The organism is Tissierella praeacuta, from assembly GCF_040396155.1.
Classification (GTDB): Bacteria; Bacillota; Clostridia; order Tissierellales; family Tissierellaceae; genus Tissierella; species Tissierella praeacuta_A.
The window spans coordinates 1-25,131 of sequence record NZ_JBEBOY010000003.1; the positions used below are offsets into that span (position 1 = coordinate 1).

26 protein-coding genes are annotated in these 25,131 nt (G+C 28.8%); 22 read left to right on the plus strand and 4 right to left on the minus strand.

Annotated features, from left to right (window positions below):
- Positions 1–658 precede the first annotated feature (658 nt).
- The 10 genes from ABWP20_RS02115 to ABWP20_RS02160 all read left to right on the plus strand — a co-directional run bounded on the left by ABWP20_RS02115 (position 659) and on the right by ABWP20_RS02160 (position 11,117).
- Positions 659–1,750 (plus strand): dipeptide epimerase, encoded by a 1,092-nt coding sequence (locus tag ABWP20_RS02115; RefSeq protein ID WP_353093258.1) that lies wholly within the window; start codon positions 659–661, stop codon positions 1,748–1,750.
- 147 nt (positions 1,751–1,897) lie between these two features.
- A complete protein-coding gene (locus tag ABWP20_RS02120) occupies positions 1,898–3,055 on the plus strand; it encodes a DUF819 family protein (RefSeq protein WP_353093260.1) in 1,158 nt (385 codons plus the stop codon).
- Positions 3,056–3,152: 97 nt separating this feature from the next.
- Positions 3,153–4,514 (plus strand): copper amine oxidase N-terminal domain-containing protein, encoded by a 1,362-nt coding sequence (locus ABWP20_RS02125; protein ID WP_353093262.1) that lies wholly within the window; start codon positions 3,153–3,155, stop codon positions 4,512–4,514.
- A 345-nt stretch (positions 4,515–4,859) separates the two neighbouring features.
- Entirely contained in the window at positions 4,860–6,884 is a 2,025-nt protein-coding gene (locus ABWP20_RS02130) for a M28 family metallopeptidase (RefSeq protein ID WP_353093264.1), read from the plus strand.
- A gap of 134 nt (positions 6,885–7,018) precedes the next feature.
- On the plus strand, positions 7,019–7,564 hold the full coding sequence (locus ABWP20_RS02135) for a rubrerythrin family protein (protein ID WP_353093266.1): 546 nt from the start codon (positions 7,019–7,021) through the stop codon (positions 7,562–7,564).
- Between the two features lie 175 nt (positions 7,565–7,739).
- Positions 7,740–8,336 (plus strand): DUF5317 domain-containing protein, encoded by a 597-nt coding sequence (locus ABWP20_RS02140; protein ID WP_353093268.1) that lies wholly within the window; start codon positions 7,740–7,742, stop codon positions 8,334–8,336.
- Positions 8,337–8,402: 66 nt separating this feature from the next.
- Entirely contained in the window at positions 8,403–9,107 is a 705-nt protein-coding gene (locus ABWP20_RS02145) for a PrsW family intramembrane metalloprotease (protein ID WP_353093270.1), read from the plus strand.
- Positions 9,108–9,254: 147 nt separating this feature from the next.
- Positions 9,255–9,578: a GntR family transcriptional regulator gene (locus ABWP20_RS02150; RefSeq protein ID WP_353093601.1), complete on the plus strand. Its 324-nt coding sequence runs from the start codon at positions 9,255–9,257 to the stop codon at positions 9,576–9,578.
- Positions 9,578–10,276, plus strand: coding sequence for an ABC transporter ATP-binding protein (locus ABWP20_RS02155; RefSeq protein WP_353093272.1), 699 nt, complete (start codon positions 9,578–9,580; stop codon positions 10,274–10,276). Before ABWP20_RS02150 ends, ABWP20_RS02155 begins: the two co-directional genes overlap by 1 nt.
- 10 nt (positions 10,277–10,286) lie before the next feature.
- On the plus strand, positions 10,287–11,117 hold the full coding sequence (locus tag ABWP20_RS02160) for a hypothetical protein (protein WP_353093274.1): 831 nt from the start codon (positions 10,287–10,289) through the stop codon (positions 11,115–11,117).
- Between the two features lie 31 nt (positions 11,118–11,148).
- Here the strand turns inward: ABWP20_RS02160 and ABWP20_RS02165 are convergent, their stop codons facing one another.
- Complete coding sequence (locus tag ABWP20_RS02165; protein WP_353093275.1) at positions 11,149–13,329, minus strand: hypothetical protein; 2,181 nt, start codon at positions 13,327–13,329, stop codon at positions 11,149–11,151.
- 547 nt (positions 13,330–13,876) lie between these two features.
- On the opposite strand from ABWP20_RS02165, the gene ABWP20_RS02170 reads away from it, so the two are divergent.
- Positions 13,877–15,103: a M48 family metallopeptidase gene (locus ABWP20_RS02170; protein ID WP_353093277.1), complete on the plus strand. Its 1,227-nt coding sequence runs from the start codon at positions 13,877–13,879 to the stop codon at positions 15,101–15,103.
- 31 nt (positions 15,104–15,134) lie between these two features.
- Here the strand turns inward: ABWP20_RS02170 and ABWP20_RS02175 are convergent, their stop codons facing one another.
- The 3 genes from ABWP20_RS02175 to ABWP20_RS02185 all read right to left on the minus strand — a co-directional run bounded on the left by ABWP20_RS02175 (position 15,135) and on the right by ABWP20_RS02185 (position 16,611).
- Positions 15,135–15,371 carry a hypothetical protein gene (locus tag ABWP20_RS02175; RefSeq protein WP_353093279.1) on the minus strand — a complete coding sequence of 79 codons (237 nt, stop codon included), beginning with the start codon at positions 15,369–15,371 and terminating at the stop codon, positions 15,135–15,137.
- Positions 15,372–15,447: 76 nt separating this feature from the next.
- Positions 15,448–15,660 carry a CDIF630_02480 family spore surface protein gene (locus tag ABWP20_RS02180; protein ID WP_353093281.1) on the minus strand — a complete coding sequence of 71 codons (213 nt, stop codon included), beginning with the start codon at positions 15,658–15,660 and terminating at the stop codon, positions 15,448–15,450.
- An 18-nt stretch (positions 15,661–15,678) separates the two neighbouring features.
- The gene (locus ABWP20_RS02185) at positions 15,679–16,611 is read right to left on the minus strand and encodes a VanW family protein (protein ID WP_353093283.1); all 933 of its coding nucleotides are present in this window, start codon (positions 16,609–16,611) and stop codon (positions 15,679–15,681) included.
- A 474-nt stretch (positions 16,612–17,085) separates the two neighbouring features.
- On the opposite strand from ABWP20_RS02185, the gene ABWP20_RS02190 reads away from it, so the two are divergent.
- The 11 genes from ABWP20_RS02190 (at position 17,086) to ABWP20_RS02240 (ending at position 25,126) form a co-directional block, all read left to right on the plus strand.
- Positions 17,086–17,568 (plus strand): AI-2E family transporter, encoded by a 483-nt coding sequence (locus ABWP20_RS02190; protein WP_353093284.1) that lies wholly within the window; start codon positions 17,086–17,088, stop codon positions 17,566–17,568.
- A 4-nt stretch (positions 17,569–17,572) separates the two neighbouring features.
- Positions 17,573–18,166: an HD domain-containing protein gene (locus ABWP20_RS02195; RefSeq protein ID WP_353093286.1), complete on the plus strand. Its 594-nt coding sequence runs from the start codon at positions 17,573–17,575 to the stop codon at positions 18,164–18,166.
- A 79-nt stretch (positions 18,167–18,245) separates the two neighbouring features.
- On the plus strand, positions 18,246–19,160 hold the full coding sequence (locus ABWP20_RS02200; protein WP_353093288.1) for a diguanylate cyclase: 915 nt from the start codon (positions 18,246–18,248) through the stop codon (positions 19,158–19,160).
- 324 nt (positions 19,161–19,484) lie between these two features.
- Positions 19,485–20,273 carry a glutamate racemase gene (murI, locus tag ABWP20_RS02205; protein ID WP_353093290.1) on the plus strand — a complete coding sequence of 263 codons (789 nt, stop codon included), beginning with the start codon at positions 19,485–19,487 and terminating at the stop codon, positions 20,271–20,273.
- 51 nt (positions 20,274–20,324) lie between these two features.
- A complete protein-coding gene (locus ABWP20_RS02210; RefSeq protein ID WP_353093292.1) occupies positions 20,325–20,942 on the plus strand; it encodes a non-canonical purine NTP pyrophosphatase in 618 nt (205 codons plus the stop codon).
- Between the two features lie 258 nt (positions 20,943–21,200).
- Positions 21,201–21,779 (plus strand): GNAT family N-acetyltransferase, encoded by a 579-nt coding sequence (locus tag ABWP20_RS02215; protein ID WP_353093294.1) that lies wholly within the window; start codon positions 21,201–21,203, stop codon positions 21,777–21,779.
- Positions 21,780–21,783: 4 nt separating this feature from the next.
- On the plus strand, positions 21,784–21,888 hold the full coding sequence (locus ABWP20_RS02220; protein ID WP_353093296.1) for a hypothetical protein: 105 nt from the start codon (positions 21,784–21,786) through the stop codon (positions 21,886–21,888).
- A gap of 175 nt (positions 21,889–22,063) precedes the next feature.
- Positions 22,064–22,300: a DUF2164 domain-containing protein gene (locus tag ABWP20_RS02225; protein ID WP_353093298.1), complete on the plus strand. Its 237-nt coding sequence runs from the start codon at positions 22,064–22,066 to the stop codon at positions 22,298–22,300.
- A gap of 76 nt (positions 22,301–22,376) precedes the next feature.
- Complete coding sequence (locus tag ABWP20_RS02230) at positions 22,377–22,811, plus strand: N-acetyltransferase (protein WP_353093300.1); 435 nt, start codon at positions 22,377–22,379, stop codon at positions 22,809–22,811.
- Positions 22,808–23,860, plus strand: coding sequence for a hypothetical protein (locus tag ABWP20_RS02235; protein ID WP_353093302.1), 1,053 nt, complete (start codon positions 22,808–22,810; stop codon positions 23,858–23,860). The genes ABWP20_RS02230 and ABWP20_RS02235 overlap by 4 nt, the downstream gene beginning before the upstream one ends.
- Positions 23,861–24,160: 300 nt before the next feature.
- Positions 24,161–25,126: an ABC transporter permease gene (locus tag ABWP20_RS02240; protein ID WP_353093304.1), complete on the plus strand. Its 966-nt coding sequence runs from the start codon at positions 24,161–24,163 to the stop codon at positions 25,124–25,126.
- Positions 25,127–25,131 lie beyond the last annotated feature (5 nt).

Here is a 25,131-nt window from a genome sequence, read left to right on the forward strand (position 1 = left end):
GGTTTTGGTGATAGAAATTTCATTTTTATATCACCATGAATAATTCAGGTTAAATATAAGAATACTCATATTTACTTTAGATATGAGTATTTTTATTTTACAAATAGTATTTAAAATCATTGAAACAATTTTTTATTTGATATATAATGTATATGAAAAGTTTTCGTGCTTTAATTCGGTAATATAAAATTAGGTTAATTAGGAGCATCTTGAGTAAGATCATGTATATAAGTAAATATAACAAGTATATTGAAGAAACTAATAAGTGTTATTACAAAACATATGAAAAACTATATCAGAATAAACGATAGCCAGCAAAAACAAGATATAATATGTGTTTTTTGCGGGTTTTTTTGTACTTAAATTTATAAAGGTGATAATTTAATTCCAAGAATAATCAAAATCTGCTATTAACTAACTAATTATAAAGCATGAAAGCTTACTAGAGAAAGAAGAGATAATATATTAATTGAAAGGAGGGATCTACTATTAGGGCTAGACTTGATTTTTAGATAACTAAAGGAAGAATTAGTGATTTAATAAAAAACGTATAAATAATGATTTTTACTATTTATACGTACTATATTTGAAAAAATTCAAGAACATAAGGATATTGCATATAAATCTTATTAAATATTAATTTAATGGAGGAATGAAAATGAAAATTACAGATATTAGAATAGGAGAGATTTCAGTACCGCTTAAAACACCTTTTAAAACAGCATTGAGAACTGTAAACAGTGTTGAAGATATAATGGTTGAAATTCATACGGATACAGGTAATATTGGATTTGGAGAAGCTCCTCCAACGGGTGTTATAACTGGAGACACTAAAGGAGCAATAGTTGGAGCAATCCAAGACCATATAAAGAAAAGCATAGTTGGTATGGATTTGGAAAACTTTGAAGATATAATGCTGAAATTAAATAAATGTGTTTTGAATAATACAAGTGCTAAAGCGGCAATAGATATAGCACTTTATGATTTATACGGTCAATTATATAATGCTCCTCTTTATAAAATTCTAGGAGGTTATAGAAAAGAAATAATAACTGATATTACTATAAGTGTTAATTCTCCAGAGGAAATGGCAAGTGATAGTATAGATGCTATTAAAAGAGGATTCACAACATTGAAAATTAAAGTTGGAAAAGATTCTTTAATGGATTTGGAAAGAATGAAGGCCATAAGAAAGGCTGTAGGATATGATGTAAAACTTAGAATAGATGCAAATCAAGGATGGAAGCCAAAAGAGGCTGTTCAAGCTCTTAGAAAGATGGAAGATGCAGGGTTAGATATTGAATTTGTTGAACAACCTGTAGAAGCAAGTGATATTGATGGTTTGAAATTCGTAACTGACAATGTATCTATACCTGTTTTAGCAGATGAAAGCGTATTTTCTCCTCAAAATGCATTAACCATACTTCAAAAAAGAGCAGCTGATTTTGTAAATATTAAGCTAATGAAAACAGGTGGCATCCATAATGCTCTTAAAATATGTTCTATAGCAGAAATATATGGAGTAGAATGTATGATAGGCTGTATGTTAGAAGCGAAAGTTAGTGTAAATGCAGCAGTACATTTAGCAGCGGCAAAAAGTATAATAACAAAAATAGATTTAGATGGTCCTGTACTTTGCAGTGAAGATCCTGTAGAGGGAGGAGCAATTTTTGATGAATATAAAATTACTTTAAATGATGATCCTGGTCTTGGAATTAAGAAGATTAATGGCATAAGATATTTAGATTAAAATTTTAATAAAATAATTTATTGTGTTAATTAAATTTATAGGAGTAGTGAATACTTTCTTACAGAGAAAGTATTCCTATATTGATTAATTATAAATTAACGCAGTAGGTTAATTTATAAAATAAAAATTATGAAAAGGAGAGATACAATGATTACCAATGGCTTTACTTATATTGCATTTTTAGTTTTCTTTGCAGCTATTCTTGTAGGAATAAAAAAGATTACCAACTGGAAAATCTTTGATTATGTTCCTCCCATTGTAATGGTGTATTTGTTCAACATGCTTTTCTGTACTTTTAATCTATGGGATATATCAGCTACTTCAGCTGCATACTCTGCTGTAAAGAACAATATGTTATATGGTATGATCTTTGTTATGTTATTACGTTGTGATGTACGTAGAATGGTTAAACTGGGACCAAGGATTCTTACCATTTTCTTTAGTTGTGCATTAACTATTGTGTTAGGATTTATTGTTACTTTTATAATATTTAAAGGTGCCCTTGGTGCAGAATCATGGAGAGCATTTGGCGCCCTTTGTGCATCATGGATTGGCGGATCAGGTAATATGGCTGCTATGCAGCTGGCATTTGAAGTTCCAGAAGGTGATTATGCTTGTGCACTTATTGTTGATACGATTTTTTATTCAGTCTGGATTGCTGTTTTACTTATTGCTGTTCCTTATGCAGAAAGATGGAACAAATTCTGTAAAGCCAACATATCAAGCTTGGAGAAGGTTTCAGTAATGTCAAGTGATGATGAATCTGAGAAACATAAGGTTGACGGTGCTAGTCTTACAATTCTTTTAGGTCTGTCTTTTATGGTCTCTGCATTAAGCCAGAATGCTGGAGGTTGGCTCAATGAAATTACAGGAATTAGTGCTTCAACATGGACTGTACTTATAGTTACATTTGTCGGGCTTATTGCAGCTTTATCTCCCCTTGGGAAAATTGGAGGTGCAGAGGAATTATCAACTATGTATCTTTACGTAGTTATTTCATTACTTGCATCTCGTGCAGGCCTGAACGATCTAATGAGTGCACCACTTTGGCTATTGGCTGGTTTAGTTGTACTTATTGTTCATATCGTTTTGATGGTTATTATTTCAAAAGCATTTCATTTTGACCTTTGTATGGTATCCACTGCTTCCCTTGCAAATATTGGTGGAGCAGCTTCTGCACCTATAGTAGCTGCTGCATATGATGGAAGTTATGCTGGCATAGGTGTTTTGATGGGAGTTTTAGGAGCAGCGGCTGGAAATATTTTAGGGCTGCTATGTGGATATATAATGAAATTGTTGGCTTGATGATTGTAATTTTATAAATAAATATAAGTCCCTTACCTGAAAGCAGATAAGGGACTTTTTATAAAAACACAAACAATACTAATGAGGGGGAATAGAAATGAAAAAGGGATTGATATCCATTTTCTTAATGTTATCTATATTTATGTCGCTAGTTATGCCTAGTTTTGCATCAAAAACAGCTATACAAATTTCCAATGCAGTCTATCTTGGAGTTGTTGGATATGGTATTGCTGAAGCTGGCAATAAGGATAATTTCCAGTATCGATTTAGTGTAGATGGAGAAGAAGTTATTTATAGAGTATCTAATGTAAATGGCTACGCAATTAATAATGTTTTAGCTGAAGGATATATATTTGATTTAACTGTTGAAAGTAATACAATCATAGGTATTAATGCTGCTGAACCTGATGTAATAGGAACTGTTCAATCTATAGGATTAAGTTCCATAACAGTGAGCGGAAACGATGTTAATATTACTGAGGATACAAAAGTTTATGAGATCCTTACTAAGGCAGGAGGAGCAGAAGTTAAAACCGTATCTTTAGAAACTGGTAGGTCAGTAAAGGTATATGGTAATCCAGCCGATGCTATTTATATTACATTCATATCAGATCCATATGAAGCACCAATTAGTGGAGTACCTGGTCAGCGGACACTTAAAAATTTTCTTGCTACTGCTATGGAACCTGTTGGGACAGTTCTATATATTTACGGCGGCAGTTGGGATTGGCAAGACTTAGGCTCAAGTAACCAAGCAACAAGTATTGGACTATTTCATACATGGATGGATTTCTTCCAATCAAAGGACCATACTTATACCTATAGAAATAACGATAATTTTGCTGAAAGTTATTATCCGCATAAGGGATATAACGAATATTACTATGCAGGTATGGACTGCTCAGGATATGTGGGTTGGGCATTATACAATGTAATGAATACACAAAACAGTAAAGATGGTTATGTTATGAGTTCAACAAAGATGGCAAGGACTTTTGCTGAAGACTATGGATATGGTACTTGGACTCGTGAATTTAATAGTTCAAGCTTTAAAGCAGGAGATATATTTAGTATAAATGGGCATGTATGCATTTGCCTAGGAGTATGTGATGATGGAAGTTTGGTTATTCTGCATTCTACACCATCTGATAGTAGGAGTGGTAATCCTGGAGGTGGTGTACAGCTCAGTGGTATAGGAGAAAATGAAGACTGTCACGCTTATAAACTTGCTAAAAAATATATGGAATGCTATTATCCAGCATGGAGCCATAGATATCCAGCAGTTTTTAAAACCTATAGCAGCTACACCTCTCTTTCAAATGCTAATGCAGGTAAATTCTCCTGGAATCTCAATGAAACGGGTTTATTAGATCCAGATGGATATAAAGATAAATCAGCAGGAGAGATTTTAAAAGATTTATTTGGTGAAAATACTGGTGAAGAAATTGGAAATAAATAAAGGAAGAACTTCTAGATGGTGTAGAAACTAGAGGAGTGGCAACAATGCTTAATTCAGCAGATGATTCTAATATAGTTTATTTATATAGAATATTAATAAAAACTATAAATTGTATATAATAAATAAAATATTCTAATAAGTCGGAAAGATAGTTGACAATAATTCCACAAGTTGGTACATTATAATGTAAGTAAATGTATTTTAAAATATATTTACTTACATCCTCAAATTATTTATAAAGAAATAGATGTACATGAAAGAAGATAATACAAAACTAATGATTGGATATCAATATCCAATCATTAGTTTTTATTAAGAACATTTATATGAACAGGGGGAGAAAAGATGTTTAATAAAAAAATTAAGAAGTTGATTTCATTTTTTATACTGGTAGGGTTATTTTTAACTGGATGTACTACTACACAAACTTTACAGTCATCTCAGCAGATATTCATAAAGGATATTTTAGAGTTTTTAACATCAGAAGAATGTAGTGGACGACTGCCTGGTACAGAAGGAAATAGAAAAGCAGAGGAATATATAAAAGATATTTTTCAAAATTTAGGATTAGAGCATTATAAAGATAGCTATTTTTTTCAATATAATCATATAGGATGGAAAACTAAAAAAGAAGATTATAAAATGATTATTAAACTCACAGATGGAGAAATATTACAATGTAAATATGGGGAAGATTTTTTAGAAAATGATTTGATCAATATTGATTTTAAAGGGAAGCTAACATTAGATTATAAAGATAAGGATATAGAAAACAAATTTATATTATTAGAAGAAAGAAGTGATATATTAGAATTGGAGAAAGAACCTAAAGGGGCAATATTTCCTATGGAAAGTTTTAGAAGGGGAGCACCAAGACTTTATACTGGTGGGATGTCTATGGTGCAAATAAGTCCTCAAGTTTATAATAAGATAAAGGACAAGGGAGTAGAGGAAATAGAGATTAAATTTGAAGTAGAAGTAGTAGAAGAAGAATTTCCTCAAAACAATATAGTGGGAATAATACCAGGTAATAATAGAAAAAATGCCATAGTAATAACAGCACATTTTGATCACGTCGGGAATAATGGAGATATGATATGGAAAGGTGCCATAGATAATGGCACAGGGGTATCCGTATTGTTAAATGCGGCAGAAAGATTAAAGAAACATTCTGAAAAAGAAAAGTTTGAACAGGATATAGTATTTTGTGCATTTAATGGAGAAGACTCTGGTTTTCAAGGAAGTATTCCATTTGTAAAAGATATAAAAATGATGTATGAAAATATATATAATATAAATATAGACAGTGTAGGAGTTAAAGGCGGAGGGAAATTACTAATAGACGGAGAAGATGATAGCCCACTTATAAAAAGAATTTCTGCACATCTAAGGGAATATGATTCTGATATATCTACAGACAAAGAATTAATAAAAGGAAGTAGTGACCATATGGAGTTTATAAATAATGGAATATCTGCAATAGGGTTGTCTCAAGAGGGATGTGAGGATATAATTCATACTTTAGAGGACGATGTGGACAAAGTAGATATAGAATATTTAGAGAAGTTAGCTCATAGTGTAGCTGAATTTATAATAAATAATTCTGAGGAAACTTTTTTGCCTATAGGAGATAATACATCTGCTATGTATGAATGGGAATCTGATAGAATATCAGAGGAACGGAACAAATTAAATCTTAACGAATATAAATATATAGAAATAGACGGAAAAGAAAAATTAATTAGAAAGGATACAGATTTTTTTTATGGTTCAGTATTTCCAGATATAAGCATTTATAAAGGTAGAAGGATTGAAGATTTTTATAGTTTATATCCTAGTTTTTTATTTCCTGAAAAGTTAGGAGAACATAAACTAATTTTATTGAGTGCATCTGATAATTCAGAGGATTATGTATCTAATCCAAAATTAGATGAAGTTTATAGAATAGAAAGTAAAATAGAAAATATTGAAATGTTAAATTTAATATATGGTCTTGATCCTAAAGATAGAATGGATAAATGGTTTTCTGAAGGTATTGGTATTGTTCTAATAATGGAAGAAGAGAATCAAAGCGAAAGTAATATAACTCATTATTCGTATTATCAAGATAATGATATAGATTCTAAGGAAGTTGCCATTGGTGATGAGATATATTATCCTATATATAGGAATTCAGATAATAAATTAAATGGCTTATATAAAAATGTAAAGGGAAATGGGAAAGTTTATCATATAATTCTTACTGTTCCTTATATAGCAAATGACGATTGGCCCTATGAAACAATAGATAAGACAATAGAGGCTTATAATAAATTAAATATAAAGGATTTTTTAGAAGATGTATTGAACACATTGAAAGATAATGATTAAATATAAAGGAGATACTAGTTTTCATATATTTTTATGGTTAATCTCATAAAAAATGGATATATATATGAAGAAAGATGCATATTCTATATATTGTTTGGAGTATGTATAATGAAAAATATAAAGGGGGAATTTTGATGAACGCAATGACTGCAGAAAATTTAAGATCGGCATTTGGTGGTGAATCTCAAGCCCATATGAGATATAGAATATGGGGAGATAAGGCAAAAAAGGATGGATTTCCAACAGTAGCTAGATTATTTAGAGCTACATCAGATGCAGAAGAAGTTCATGCTACTTTACATTTTAAAGCATTAAAAGATGTTTCAGGAGATTTCCTAGTAGCATCTGGAGCAGGATTTGGACTTAGTACTACTTCAGAGAATCTTCAAGGAGCAATCAATGGGGAATTACATGAGGTAAACCAAATGTATCCAGCTTATATAGCAGTAGCAGAGATGCAAAGAGAAAAAACAGCTTTATCAGCTATGAAATTTGCTATTGAAGCAGAGAAGGTTCATGCAGAGCTTTTTACTAAAGCTAAGGAAGCAGTAGATGCAGGTAAAGACTTAGAAGCAAATGTTATAGAACTATGTCCAATTTGCGGATATATAACATTAACAGGAGAAGAAGACAAATGTCCACTTTGTGGTGCTAAGAAAGAGATATTCATAGAATATTAATATTTAAAATAAATGCTAGATGCCAAGGGTGTCTAGCTTTCTGTTTTTAATTTAATAAACTTGAAATCTATTCAAAAATTAGTATAATTAAATAAGCAGCGTTTTGTTATTAATTATCAATTGTTAATTACGTAAGTGGACTATGGCTATCAATTGATAAAGGGAGTGTTTTATTATGGTAATTGAAACTATGCTTTTATCTTTACTGCTAGGGAAATTAATAGGTGGAAAGATAAAAAATATTGGTAACTTATATATAAATGGATGGTATTTATTTGTTGCAGCTTTCTCAGTAGAAATTATATCTTTGTTAATAGTTTCCAGAACCAGTGGAGGTTTAAATGATATTATAGAAAATAATTTTTTATATATACATATATTCATTTATTTATTATTAATCATTGGTTTAAGTATGAACTTTTATGAAAGAGGATTTAGAGTCACTTTATTTGGAGCTATTTTAAATTTTTTGCCTCTTTCTTTAAATAACGGAAGAATGCCAGTTGCAATAGATGCACTTAAACATTCCAATTTATATACTCAGTTAGCATTACTAGATGAAGGAAGAATAATGACTCATACTTTAGCTGATGAATTTACAAAATTGGTTTTTTTAGGGGATATAATACCAATTCCAAAACCATATCCTTTTCCCAAAGTAATAAGTATAGGAGATATTTTTATATCATTAGGACTTTTAATATTGATTCAATCTTATATGAAAAAAAGATATGAATCAGAAGGAAAAACCATAGAGTTTTATAGACCCTAATGTCATTAGGGTTTATTTTTTTATATTTTTGGGAAACTATAAGAAAAGACATAAGGAGGTAGTTTTTTGGAACTTAGACTTTTCATTATAGCTATAATACCTGCGGCAATCATAATCACAGGTATATATTTATCTGATAGACATGATAGAGAACCTCTAAAGGTTTTGTTATTTACCTATATTTTAGGAGCATTAACTGTGATTCCTTCAGTTATAGTTGAAGAATTTTTAATTAGATTTAATATATTTCCTGGTGTATTAGGTGCTTTTTATAATGCATTTTTTGTTGCAGGATTTACAGAAGAATTTTTTAAAAGGTTAGTTGTACTAAAATACCCTTATAAAACAAAATTTTTCAACGAAAAACTAGATGGTATAGTGTATTCAGTATTTGCCACAATGGGTTTTGCAACTGTAGAAAATGTAATCTACGTAGCATACAGATATACTAACAATCCTTTCATTGGATTATATAGAGGAGTATTTTCAGTTCCCGCCCATGCTGTTTTTGGTATAACCATGGGATATTATCTATCTTTAGCCAAATTTGATACAAATTTAGATAGAAGAAGAATGAATATGAGAAAATCATTGTATATGCCACTTATTATGCATGGAATATTTGATTTTATACTGATGGCTCAAATACCACAGCTTACTATGATTTTTGTTCCATATGTAATATTCTTATGGATATTAAATCAAAGGAAGTTAGCAAATTTCATGTATGACTCAAAATCTAGAGTAATAGGTCTAAAAAGAAAAGAATAAGCCAGTTGGCTTATTCTTTTTTTGAAAATTATTAAATGTTATCTTGACAGATATAGAACACTGGTGTACTATATAGTTAATACACTAGTAATAAGCGAGGTGAGGTAAATGATATTCCATGATAATCTGCCAATTTATATTCAGATTATGAATTTAATAAAGAAGAGGATTGTTATAGGGGAATTAAAGGAGGGAGAAAAATTGCCATCAGTAAGAGAACTGTCTACAGAACTTAAGGTTAATCCAAATACTATACAAAGGTCATATCAAGAGCTTGAAAGAGAAGATTTAGTATTTACACAAAGAGGCACGGGTACATTTGTTGTAGAGGATAAGGAGATAATAAAGGATTTAAAGAAAAATATGGCATCAAATGTAGTTAAATCTTTTATCATAGACATGAAATCTTTGGGGTTCACTTCGGAAGAGATTATAGAATTGATTAACGAGAATGCAAAGGAGGTAAAGTAATGGAGAATATTATAGAAATTAAAGGACTTACTAAATCTTATCGTAATAAAAGAGCATTAAATAATATATCCTTAGACATAGAAAAGGGAAAGGTAATTGGAATACTTGGACCTAATGGAAGTGGAAAGACTACTATGATAAAGATTATTACTGGTATACTTAGAGAATCAAATGGAGAGATATTAATAGATGGAAATAAACCAGGGGCAATTACAAAATCTATAGTATCGTATTTGCCAGATAGAAATTTCTTATATAATTGGATGGATATACAAGATGCAGTAAATTTTTATAAAGACTTTTATAAAGACTTTGATGAAAATAAAGCCTATGAATTATTAGATTTTATGAAATTAGATAGAAAGATGAAAATTAATTCTCTGTCTAAAGGAATGACAGAAAAATTAAATCTTACATTAGTTTTATCAAGAAATGCTAAGGTATATATATTAGATGAACCAATTGCAGGAGTAGATCCAGTGGCTAGGGACCAAATCCTTGATGCAATAATAAAAAATTATAATGAGAATAGTACAATGCTTATTACTACCCATCTAGTAAGGGATATGGAAAATATCTTTGATGATGTAGTTTTCATAAGAGAAGGAGAAATTTATTTAACTGGTAATGCAGAAACTTTAAGAGAAGAAAGAGGTATGCAAATAGATGACCTCTACAAAGAAATATTTGGAGAATAGGAGGGATACAATGAGAAAATATATGAAGTATGAAATAAAGGGAAGCTATAAATTTATATTAGGTATAATAGCTATAGTATTAATTGCATCAACTATTATCCAAATTAATATATCAAGATATGATGCATCAAATAGTATTAATGGTTTTGCTACACTTATGCTACTTGTATCTATATTGGTTATATTTGGAGCATTTTTAACAGCATTTTTCCAAATTATAGGCTCTTTTAGAAAAGAATTATATGAAGATAGGGGATATTTAACTTTTACTCTTCCTCTTACAGGTAATAAAATCCTTGGAGCGAAATTAATAGTGGCTGTAATCTGGTTTTTAGCTTTGGGAATTTCAATAGTATTATATAATTTATTGCTCGCTATGATATTATATGGTTCTGATTGGATAAACATTATTAAACAAATAATAAACACTGTAAATTTAGGGGTATTCTCCATAGGAATAGTGTCATTAGTATCGGCTATATTAACTTTAATTTTAATATATTTTTCAATGACATTAAGTCGTGTAAGCATAAAAAATAAAAAAATTGGCGGATTATGGTTTATTATATTTTTAATATTAAATTCTTTAGCAGGATATTTTACTTTTAAAGTAATTAACGTATTTCCATACTATATGAGTTTGGAAAACTTTAAGATATTACATTCTTATGAGTTAAATTTCTTTCCGACTCTAACTGGTATTACTAAGCAACAACTAATATTATTTGGCAATAATTTTGATGCATATATAAATATATTTGGTGTTTTATCAATGATAATAATGGGGTTAGGTGCATTTTTAGCCACAGGATATTTAATAGAAAAGAAAATAGACATTTAAATATACTAAAAAGGTGGAGTTGTCCACCTTTTTAATATTCACTAAATTTATTTTTTAATATATAATATGACTTTTTAAGTCTTTCCTCTATAATAGGTTCATTCCATTCATCCCATGTATATAGATAAGTATCGTTATTCAATATCTTTCCTTCATTTATTCTAGGGAAAGAATCGAAACTTTCAGGTCTGTTAGGGTCAAATGCAACTATAGATACTTTAACGCCCTCAACATTTTTTCTTGAGTTTAGTCCGTCTATATACATATCTCCTAGAATCTCTTTAGTACTAGGGTCTGTAAATCCTAAAAGAAGCCAAGGAATTTTTATTTCAATAAAATTATCTTTTTTATTTATATAATAATCTGCAAGAGAGTCATAGTTTTCTGATTCTGGATTTCCATTACCATGTTTTAATAAACCAGTTTCATAATCATTAAATGGTATTTTTTGTTTTGCCTTTGGTATAGTTATTTCCTTATTTAAAGCTAATTTTATAGGATTATATAAGCCACTATTCTTATTTTCAAAGGAAGGGGTGTCTGGTAACATCTTCAATACTTTTCCGTATTGATAATAATGGGAATCGTAATAGCTATCTACTACAACTCTTGAATCACCACTATCATTAATATTAATTATAAAATCTATGCCATTTTCTGTTAATATATTTTCATTATAAGGATTTGTCGTATTACCCTGTTCAGGATTTGTATCTAAGAAAATCAGTGTATCTAGGGAAGTATTTCTTAAATCCTTGTATTCTATGGCAAAATAAATATATTTTTCATCGTGATCCATATAGACATTTTTAATTTTATCAGTATTTTTTTTATCAGAAGTGTATATAGGTTTGGTCTTATTGTTTTTCCAATCTTTCTTATCTCCATCAATTTTAACCTTATATCTATCAAAACTTAAAAGACCAAATTGTTGTTCACAGCTTTGTGCATTTGACCAATATGACCTTCTATGAAGATTATCAAAATCCATTGTATTCCAAGATTCTTTAAACCATTCATCCTGCCAAGAAAAAACAATTCCACCTAAGTAACCTTCATGGACAATATCTTCAAACAGATTCGCTGCTATATTTCCTTGCTCTTCCTCTGATATAAAACCTTGATTCCAGCCATGGATATTTACATGGGACATCCCTCTAGAACTAGGAATGCCAAACTCTGCAATTAAAACAGGTATTTCATGAGCCTTAATAAGGTCTTGTAAATATCCATTATAATTATTTGCCTTACCCCTATAATCTATATGTTTAGTATACTTTGGATCAAAGTTTAAGAAATCCGGATAATAAGGATATGTATGATAAGAAGCAAAATATCCAGTTTCTATATTTCTAAGTTTTATTACATTTGGATTAATATTTGCTATGTTTTCTTGTTCAATAGGCTCATATGGCTGTTTCAATATATCTGTACTTGTCCAATTTGTAAAGCTAATAGGTCTTTGCCATTTATATTTTTCCATTTCATAGGAGAGAGTATAATCCATTATATCAGCTAACCAAATTTCAAAGGGATTTGCATCTTCTGTATATACAAAATCTCCATCATAATCTCCTTTATCTAATCTAGTAGTATTCATATTATTTACCATATATGGATACCATTCTATTCCAAGAATCCATCCAATTACATAAGGAGATACATCTGCAGTATAATCTACAGTTGAATGCCCAAATCTTTCTGTTAAAGTAGCATTTCCATGAATTACATCTATGACTTGACTTATCTCTTCTTTAAAAGGGAGGATATTATCTAACTTAAATGCATCTAAAGATTCTTTTAGCGGTTCTTCATCCATCCAAACTCCTTGAAATAAATAAATTTTATTTTCGTGTTTATCATTATACTTTTTTAATTCTGTATAAAATTCTGGGGGATGAATAGTATATGTACGAACAGCATTAGCATTCATTTCACCAATATAATTAAACCATCTAGAATATTCTTCTTTAGATATTCCAGCTTCCTCAGGCCATTTACCTGGTATTGTAATTCCGATATTTACACCTTTAATAATTATATCTTGCCACTGTCCATCTTTTAGTACTTGAAATCTATTTCCATTTATTTTACTAGAGAAATTAATTTCATTATTTAAATATACTTCAACTGGCTGTTTTTTAAAATAACTAAAAGAAAAAATAAATAGTAAAATCAATACACTAATAAAAAGAATAGACTTTTTCTTCATGAAGTATTCCCTCCTATTAATTTTCTAATATATACCCTTCCATAAGCTTGATAATTATTTGATTTTGAAATATTATTAAAGAGAATATATAATTAGTTATATTTTACCTAATATTATACCATATAAAGGAATGAATATTATGAATTTTAAAATTCAATATAGAAGAAAAGTATTTTTGGACTGAAAGACATAGAGTATTTAGTTCATATATCTTATGCTAGAGTAGAATAAACTAATGGAATTAAAGGATATAGCAATAAATTTATATAGTTAAAGGCAGTAAAAAAAATATATATAAGTTACAGAACTGGTCATACTATGAAATGATGGTATTATGAATCTATATTTATTAAAGTTTTAACCTAGTGAAAAAAGGTATAGAGGGATCTTGTTTATTAAAAAATCTAATTTAATAGTAAATAAGGGGGATGGCGATTTGAGGGTAGATGGTTTCAGTGTAATAATGAGGTTAATAATTAAGAAATCATAAACTAGTATTAGTTAGAATAATAATATTAGAGAGAAAGTTATAAATAGGGGTGATATTGTGAATGGCAAACTAAAGTTGGCGATTATTTTATTTTTTGTGTTTCTATTGGTTTTTGTTACAGTAGTTGTGGTTAGTGAATATATGAATATGAATAAAATAAGATCTGAATATCCAGACTTACATGAAGATGTCTATAATTTTAGGAAGGATAGTCTAAAGGTATGGGCTATTAGATTGTTCCTTCAATTTATTATACCTTTATTATTTCTTACATCTAGGTTATCTTATAGAATAAGATATTTAGTAGAGAGTAATAAATCATTGTTTCTTACGGGATTATTATATGGCATTGTTTTTTTTACAATAATATTTTTAGTAAATCTTCCTTTGGATTATTATAGCTCCTTCTATTTAAAACATAAATATGGATTATCTAACCAGACATTTATAAGATGGATTGAAGTCACATTAAAGAGCTTTATAATAAATGATTTAATTATTTCATTTTTTATATTCATTCCTTTTTACATTATCTATAGAAATCCTAAGATCTGGTGGCTTCAATTATCATTTTTAATTATACCATTTATTATATTTATGGTATTTATTTCTCCTTTCGTTATAGACCCTATATTTAATAAATATACATCCATAGAAAATGAAAGGCTAGGAAAGGAAATAACAAAACTTCTTGATAAGGCAGATATACAAAATGCAAAGATATATAAGGTTGATAAGAGTAAGGATACTAAAACTATGAATGCATATATGACTGGTATATTTCATTCAAAGAGAATAGTTCTTTGGGACACAACTATTAATAATCTAGAGGAAAAAGAGGTTCTTAGTATAACTGCTCATGAAATAGGTCATTATGTAAAGGGACATATTTGGAAAAACATTATTTTTAGTAGTATAGGTACAATTTTATTATTGTTTTTAGTTTATATTACATCTACATGGATACTTAATTTATCTAATGGAGTATTTGGAATCAGAAAACTTTATGATATAGCTGCAGTGCCATTGTTAATTTTGGTACTCAATTTTTATTCATTTATAGGTTCACCAATTGCAAACTATTCTTCAAGGAAAATGGAAATTGAAGCAGATGCTTATGAAATAATTCTTACTGAAGATAGAGAATCAGCTATATCTGGTATGGAAAAATTATATAAGGAAAGCTTAGGGTTACCTAGACCAAGTGAGATTTTTAAGATATGGTATCATACCCATCCTACATTAGAAGAGAGAATAGATTTCTATAAAAACTATAATTCTTAATAAAAAATTAAAGTGATGGTTTTCCATCACTTTAGTTATGTCTACTTGCTAAATCATTTAATAAATCAGAAGTGAGTTTGTTTATATCTTCCATTTGTTTATTTAGTCTGTCAAATTTTTTAGATAGTTCTTTGTCCTTCGTATTGCCTAAATCATTAGAATTAAGCAGCATACTAATACTTGTGAAATGTTCCATATTAGAAAAATTATTTTCTTCTATTTTCTTAGCTTGATTGAGTATTTCATCCATAGCTCTTGGATTTTCCATACAATCATCCTTTCATATATCTATAGAATTAGTATGTCATAATATATAGAAATTATCATAAAAAATAAGAGGTATATTATTTTTTATTTATATCATCTACCCATTCTTTTGCTTTTATTACAGCATCATATGTTGGTATTGAAACTCCTGAATCAGACATCTTTTTTTCTGTATTGTAGTATATATCTGTAGGTGAATATCCAAAATCAGGATCTTTATGATTTTTATATGAACCTGTTTTTGATTTAGATTCAGTTTTAGTATTTAAACTTCTCTTATCTTCTTTCATGTAAAATCCTCCTTAAAGTTAATTGGTTTCTATTACTTTTGGTAAAGGTTGATAATTACTAATTCCCATGTTTTTTATTATATAATGGTCATCATCATAAAATATTGTAATGGTGGATTTAACTGTTGCCCCATCCATTCCATTCAGTACAATTTTTGTTTCTCCAGGATTTAGATTTTCATTTTTAATATATTTTGTAGATGGTTTAGTAATATTTTTTATTTCATGATTCCATTCTATTTTAAGAGGCTTCTCAACACCATAAAACCCCATATACAATCTATTGTCAATCATTTCTGCCCAAATCAATATTGAATCTTCAGTGGTATTTTTAAATATCAAATCTTTTACACCATAAGCAACAGTTGCATCTTGACCATAAGGTACATAATTAACTGGCATTGAATGATTATGCCTTTCTATTATTTCAAAATTAGACAACGCTGCTAGATTATAGAGAGTTGTGGCAACTTTACACACTCCTCCACCTTCAGTCATTATAATATTACCGCCTATATATGAAGCACCTTCTTTAAAACCTTTAGATTTAGTATAAGGACCTATGGCAGAATTCTGAGAAAATGTTTTTAAAGGCTTAATTACTTGACCTCTGACTTTTTGGCTGGCTAGATTAACATTATATCCTTCACCTGGTAGGGGATTATTTAATACAGCACAAAATCCAGCTATAAGAATAGGAGTATTATATTTTTCCTTTGCCTTTAAAAAATCAGCATCATTTCTCCAAGGCATATTATTTACTTGTCCCGAAATTTCTGGAATATCATATCGATTGTCTCTTTTATTAATCATAAGTTCAGGACTTTTATTAGTATTGAGAATGCTTTTACTAGAACTTACATAGTTAAAGCTATTATCAGCGGAATAAGCTGTTGTTGATAATAATATTGCTAAACTAATAGGTAGAATAGTTAACTTAAATTTATCCATAGAAACCTCCACATGCAAAATAAAATTTATATCTCAGTAATATAGTTTCTTAATTTTAAGGTTAAAATATTCTTATATAAGTTGCCATTATATGTTATTGAATTATTTTTAAAAGTGAAGGAAATTAAAAATACGTAGATTCTTTTTTATTTAAAGATTAATATATAGTACTGAATATAATTTTATTTGAATGTATCTCTAATAAATCAATCTGAGATGGAAAGTTATAATTTTCTAAAAGCAAGTTAACCTATATTTGTTTCAATAGATCTGTAATACAATAACATGATAAAAGTAATAATAGATTATTTATTGAAGAATTTATTTGCATTATATTTTATTCATATTAAATAGGAATGTGAGAAATAATAAAATTCAATATATATTTTAGATATTTTTTATTTACTAACTGAATGACTATGATATAATTTCATATAATGGAATTATGAGGTTGGTAAATTAAGGAGAAGAAATATGAATGATAAAAAAGATTTTTTAAAACGAGTAATTGATGATACTGGCAAAGGTATCAAAGGATATATAAAAGCTCAAATTACATTAATGTTTATAACCTTTATAATTCTTAATATTGGCCTAGCACTTATAAATGTTCCCCATCCTATATTAATATCAGGGGGAATATCTATATTAGATGTTATTCCTGTATTGGGGGCAGGTATTGTAATGATACCTTGGTCTATAATTAGCTTTATTATGGGAAATAAAGATTTAGGATTAAATCTAGCAATTCTTTATGTTATCTTAGTTATTTTAAGACAATTTATAGAACCTAAAATAGTAGGAAAAGAAATTGGAGTTAGACCGCTTTATACATTTATTGCGACTATATTAGGGGCTATGATACTTGGACCCATAGGTATTATGCTAGGGCCTATAATAGCTGTGATAATTAATTCAATCATGAAGATAAAAAATGAACTAAATAATAGGAGATAAGAATATGAAAAATGAAAGATTATTAAAAGATATAAAATTTATTGTAGAGTTAGATAAGATGAAGTCCATTTTAAGGCAGACAAGTATAATTGGTGAGGAAAAAAGGGAAGATGATGCTGAACATTCTTGGCATATATCTGTGATGGCAATGGTTTTAGGCGAGTATTGTAATGAGAAAATAGATATATGTAAAGTAATTAAGATGCTGCTTACTCATGATTTAGTAGAAATATTTGCTGGAGATACATTTTGCTATGATAAGGTGGGAAATGAAGATAAAAAAGAAAGAGAAGAACTGGCAGCAGAGAAGATATTTGGCATGTTAGATGAAGACAAGGGCAGAGAACTAAGGGAACTATGGGATGAGTTTGAAGAAATGAAAACTCCCGAAGCATTATTCGCAGCATCTATGGATAGACTTCAACCAATGTTGAATAATTACCATAATAATGGGGGGACTTGGAGAAAGTTTAATGTGGCTAAAGAAGATATTTACAAGAGAATAGCACCAGTTAAGGAGTCCTCAGATGAATTATGGGATTTTGTTCAAAATATGATTGAAGATGCCTATAATAGAGGATTAATATTGGCAGAATAGAAAATTGACTTATTATAAATTGGAAAATTGGTTATATTTAGAATAGTTGGAATACCATTTATTTAGGGGAGATAGTGTGGTGGAAAAAGGTAATATTGATTTTTTAAAAGATGAGGAAAAATCAAGGCTCATTGTAGCTATTGATCAATCAGCTGTATCCATTATAATGACAGATATATATGGTAATATTCAATATTGCAATCCAGCATTTGAACAAGTAACAGGTTACTCTTTAGAAGAAATTATGGGAGAAAACCCAAGAATTCTTAAAAGTGGATTAGTACCAGATGAAATATTTAAGGATATGTGGGAAACTATAACTAGGGGACAGGATTGGAAAGGAGATCTCATTAATAAAAAGAAAGATGGTACTATTTATTATGAGGAAGTTAGGATTACACCTATAACTGATGAGAAAGGGGAAATAGTAAATTTTTTAGGAGTTAGACAGGATATTTCTCGTAGAAAATATTTAGAAGAAAAGTTAAAACAAACTTCAATAAGAGATAATTTAACCAATTTATATAATAGAGGATATGTATTTGAACGATTGAGACAATGTATAGAAATATTTAAAAGGAATGGAGAAGAATTTTCCCTGGCAATAATTGATATGGATTTCTTCAAGGATATAAATGATACCTATGGGCATCAAGCTGGAGATTTTATATTAAAGGAATTTTCGGAAATCATTACCTCCAGTATTAGAGTTTATGATATAGCAGGAAGATATGGAGGGGAAGAATTTATTATAATTTTACAGGGTGTTAGAAAGAGAACCTCAGCAAAAATAATTAAAAGAATACTAGAAAAAATGAGAAACTCTACTTTTGACTATGAAGATAACGAAATAAAAATTACATTTAGTTGTGGAATATGTGATATATCGGAAATTGATAAAGATAGTTTATCAATAGAGAGTTTAATTTATAAAGCAGATAAGAGACTGTATGATGCAAAGAATACAGGAAGAAATCGGATAATAATGGACTAAATCAATTAATGATATAGAGTAATGAGGGTAGTTTCACTTCTCATTACTCTATTTTTAAGAGAATTAAAATAATAATATTTATTTGTAAAAGAAATTTAACTTAATATAGTGAACGTTTATTAATGAAGATTTGATAATAGATTTGCATAAGAAACAAAGATTATCGCCATAATGATATATATCCTTAGTAATGGAATATTTTAGAAACAATATTATAAGAAAGCTTCTTAGGGGATTTTTATCATAAGTTAATTATTTTGTAGTATAATGAAATAATGATATGTAAGACTTGCATATAAGTAAATTTATTAGTGGAGGGATAAGATGCAAATAGGTTTTTTTGATTCGGGTATCGGAGGAGTTACTGTATTATATGATACATTAAAAATATTACCTAATGAGGATTATATATATTATGCAGATACACTAAATGTTCCTTATGGACCAAAACCAAAGGAAGAAGTAAAAAGATATATATTCAATGCTATAGAGTTTATAATCAAACAAGGAGTCAAGGCAGTAGTTATTGCTTGTAATACTGCGACAAGTGTAGCAATTGAGGAATTGAGAGCTAAATATAGTATTCCAATTATTGGCATGGAACCTGCTGTAAAACCTGCTGTTGAAAAAAAACAAAATTTAGATAAACGAGTTTTAGTAACAGCAACAGCTTTGACTTTAAGGGAAGAGAAACTTCAAAATCTTATTACTAGATTAGATAATGATCATATAGTTGATTTATTGCCACTTCCAGGATTAGTTGAATTTGCAGAAAGCTTTGAGTTTAAGGAAGAAGAAGTACGACCTTATCTTGAAAAAGAATTATTTAAATATGATTTAGATAAATACGAAACTATTGTTTTAGGCTGTACTCATTTTTCTTTTTATAAGGATATATTTAGAAAAATACTTCCAGCAGATACAGATATAATTGATGGGAACTTTGGTACAGTAAAAAATTTAAAAAGAATTTTAGAAAATATGAGTGCTTTAAATGAGGGTAATGGAAATATTAATTTTTATAATTCAGGAGTAAAGGTGGAGGACAAGGAAAGATTAGATAAATATAGAGAATTGTTTAGAAGATTAGATGAAATTAATAAAGTATATTAATTTTATGAGATGAGAAGAAAGAATTAGGGAATTAAATATAAGAGGTGTGTAATGAAAATATTATATGGAACAACTAATTTGGCAAAGCTTGAAAGTATGAGGAAAACACTGAAAGCTTTAGATATAGAAATAATAGGATTGGATTCAATTAATACTGAAAATAATTATATAGATGAAACAGGAAATAACCCATTGGAAAATGCTAGAATAAAGGCATTGGAATATTATAAGAAAACAAAGATGCCAGTTTTTTCCTGTGATTCTGGTTTATATATAAAGGGATTGAATAAAGAGCAGCAGCCAGGAGTATATGTAAGAAGAGTAAATGGGAAAGAGTTAACAGATGAGGAAATGATAAAATATTATGGGGGTATTGCAAGGGAAAATGGTGGACAAGTATTTGCCAGATATGAAAATGCAATCTGCCTTATATTAGATGAAGAACATATATATGAATACCAAGGTAATGAGATATCATCTGATGAGTTCATAATTATAGATAAACCCCATCCAAGAAGAAACCAGGGATTTCCCCTTGACTCCCTTTCGGTAGAGAAAAATAGCAGCAAATATTATTTTGATATAGAAAGAAGTGAAAGAGAACAAAAAATTGAAGAAGGCTTTAGAGCCTTTTTTAAAAGATATTTACTAGAATATAATAATTACTAAGCTTTTTTAATTAACAAGGCAGTACAAATACTGCCTTGTTTTAGTTATAAGGGCATCAGAATTAAAATAGATAAAAATTTTTAAATTACAGAAGGATTTCCATAGAATATATAGAATTTAGGTATTAATAGATTTGATTTTCATATTAAATAATATATTCTTCAAGAAAAGCATTTAAGTTGGAGGTGGATTATGATTGATTATAAGATGTGAGTTTGATAAGTGGAGTGAAGAGAAATATTTTCAGGGGGAAGAGCAATGACCAAAGTTTTAAAAGATAAAGATAATTTTTTTAAAGGGGTAGATAATAACAAAGATTATTTCATTAAATTAATAGATATACCAGATTTAAAATCTAATATTACTGATTCGGTCCTTAGACAACTACCAGATTGGTTTGGGATAGAAGAGTCCATAAGAGAATATGTTGATAAAGTAAAAGACACTATTTTTTATGCAGTTTTTAATGAGGATAAACCAATAGGATTTTTAAGTTTGAAAATTAATAATAAATATACCTCAGAAATATACGTTATGGGAATTTTAAAAGAAAATCATAATAGAGGAATAGGAAGATATTTAGTTGAGAAAGCAGTAGATTACTCTCAGATAAATGATTATAAGTTTTTAATGGTAAAAACCCTTGGAGAAACTCATCCAGATAAGAATTATAAAAAGACTAGAGAGTTCTATAATAAAGTAGGATTTTATCCTATAGAAGAAATCAAAGAGATTTGGGGAGAACAAAATCCATGTTTATTGATGGTGCGGAGTTTATCAATAGAAACAAGATATTTAACTATAGATGCCAGCACAGCAGACTCAAATACTCATTAATCCTATGGATAAAAGTATAAGTCCATGGTATTCTATAAAAGATGAGGAAAAATTAATAACCCCTGAATGGAAGTTTGAAGTAAACCAACTAAAAAGATTTGTAGATTAAAATAAATAAATTTAATCCTCCTTAAAAAGGAGGATTGTTATATATTTCTTGATATTATACAGTAGTTAATATATATTGTATTTATGTTAATCATGGGACGTATGATTAGGGTAAATGTGAAAATTAGTAGATTATGATATGTTTTTAAATATATTATTACATAGGAGCTGATAATTTGAATACTAGAATTAAAATTAGTAAGGAAAATAAAGAAGAAATGAGAAATCATATAGTAAATTATTTTTCCCAAGAAAGAGATGAGGATTTAGGGGAGTTAGCATCTCAATTGTTACTAGACTTTTTCATAGAAGAGTTAGCGCCATATGTATATAATCAAGGTATAGAAGATGCTTATGTATATATGAAAGATAAAGCAGATGATTTATTTACATTGCAGGTTATAAAAAGATAGCTAATACAAATCTTAATAAATGAAATGAGTATTAATGTAATTGAATTGCAAGCATTTAAAATAAGGGGTGAGAATAATGATAAAAGAATTAGAAATATCTAAAATAGACAAGGTAATGAGGATTTGGCTTGAAGAGAATATGAAAACTCATGATTTTGTTTCCCAAAATTACTGGAAGGAAAATTACAATTTTGTAAAGAATATTCTACCAGAATCTAATGTTCTTATTTATGAAGAAGAGGGTGACGTAAAAGGATTTATAGGTATTATGGATAAATCTTATATTGCAGGACTATTTGTTTCAGAAGAATATCAGTCAGAAGGAATAGGAAGCCAACTGATTGAAAGATCCAAGGAATATTATCCGATTCTGAAATTAGATGTTTATGCTAGAAATGTGAGAGCAATAAACTTTTATAAGAAGCATGGATTTAAAATAGAACAAGAAAAAGAAAATCAAGATACTAAAGAAATTGAGTATTCAATGATATGGAGGCGGAAGATAAGATGATATTAAAATATCTAAGGCAACAAATGTTACTTCCTATAGAAGAATATATTATTAACCAGCGTGTAAATATTAAGGGAATAGATGTTTTGTTATTGAGTTTTACAATAGAAAAAGATAAAAATTGTTTGTGGATGATATATGAGAATGGGAAATACTTTAGGGATGAATCTGATTGTGAAGATAGAGAAGAGCTTAGAACCAATAGGGAAGAAATGTTGAATAATATTGAGACTAGTAATAGAGATAAACATTTTCATATAGGGGAAATGGAAATACAAGGTAATATTGTAAATTTTGGCAGTTCCAGCAGTAGTTCCATTTATAATATGAATTCAGAAGGGATAATGAGATTACAGCATTTTATTGAGCAGGGCTTGATTTCAAAAGAATGGGATGATATAGAATTAGAAAATCTTATTATTATGGAGTGTAAACAAATGGAAGATGAAGTTGCTCCTAATATAGATAAAAATCAAGAAATGTCAGTTGTATTACATATTGATAGTAGTACGATAGAAATACCGATACAACGTTCTTTTAAAGTAGAGTTTGGCAAACAGGATATAGGAACCAAAATTGTCTATTATGATAAAGAACTTAGTAAGGAGAACTACTTTTTTATAAATGAGATTTATTCCTATGATATTTATGAAGATGTTCAAAAGCAATTTGAAAAAATTGAAGATAAGGAAACTCGAGAAAGAATGTTTAATAATTTTATGGACGGACTAGAAAGAATATGTCCAAGGGGTAAGAATTTAGCTGTTATAAAATATGAAATAGAGGATAATACTCAACTATGTTTTTACATGAAAGATTATCTTGAAGCAAAACCAATAAGCTATAATGATGAATCATCAATTGGAGGTGCGTCATCAATTGGGATTATTTATAAATCTGATGAAGAAATAGGAATCAATGGCTATAAACTACGAGAATGTGTGCTTCAACCTATAGACAAAGACTTTAACGATGAATTGGAAATTGAATTGTTTTCACGATATCTCAAAATACCAGATGAACAAGTTAGAGGTTTAGAATGTAAATAGATTTAAATATTAGAGAGATTTTATTGTCAATTTTAATATTATTTAATTAAGAATGTCAGTGGAGTTTTAAGGACATTTTACATAGAAGATTGTGACTATGTAAAATGTTCTTTTATTTTAAGAACTTTAATACTTCAACTAAACACAGAATATCCATAGGATTTATGGAATAGCTGTAATTATAGATATTCTTAATTTGACATAATATAAGTAAAGTGTTATCCTCCTTGGAGGAAAGGGTATTGTCAGAAGTTTTTAAATAAATTAAAAAGATTTGATTTAGATAGCAGGAGGGATATCATGGGACATTATATAAGAAAACGTATTAGTACTGGAATTTTGACCATAGTATTTTCCTTTTGTTTAACTTTTTTCTTGATTAGATTTGCTCCAGGGAATCCGATAAAAGTTCTTGCAGGCACAGATAATCCTAATCTTGAGCTTATAGAGCATATTACTATTAGATATGGATTGGACAAACCTATACCAGTTCAATTCATTAATTATGTAAAGAATATTCTAAAGGGTGATCTGGGATATTCTTATATGAGTAATGAACCTGTATCTAAATTAATTGGCGAAAAAATATTTGCTACAATTTTACTTACACTTACAGCTTCTATATTATCAGTTATAGCAGGAACTTATCTAGGAATATATGCAGCTAGAAGAGTAAATTCCATTTTGGATAAGGTTATGTGCAGTATTTCATATATTTTTGATGCTCTTCCTGGATTTTGGTTAGGATTGATTCTTATTTTAATATTTGCATCTAAGTTAGGGATATTGCCAACTTCTGGTATGTATGATCTAAGGGCAGGATATGAGGGACTAGCTCGTGTTTTAGATATAGCTAAACATATGATTTTACCTATTAGTACACTTTTTATAATTCAAGTGCCAATGTATTTTAGAATTACAAGATCTTCTATTTTACAGACCATGTCAGAAGATTTCATATTAACACTAAGGGCTACAGGAATGAGAGAAAGTAAAATATTTAATAAATACATATTGAGAAATGCTATAATACCAACTATTACGATGTTTAGTTTATCTTTAGCATTTACAGTTAGTGGAGTAACACTTACTGAGATTGTTTTTGCATGGCCTGGTATGGGGAGGCTTATTTTAGATGCAATAATAAAAAGAGATTATCCATTACTAACAGGTATATATTTAATGATTTCCATATCAATCTGTGTGTTTATGATTATAACAGATATTATTTATGCCTTAATAGATCCAAGAATTAGACTTGAATAAGGGTG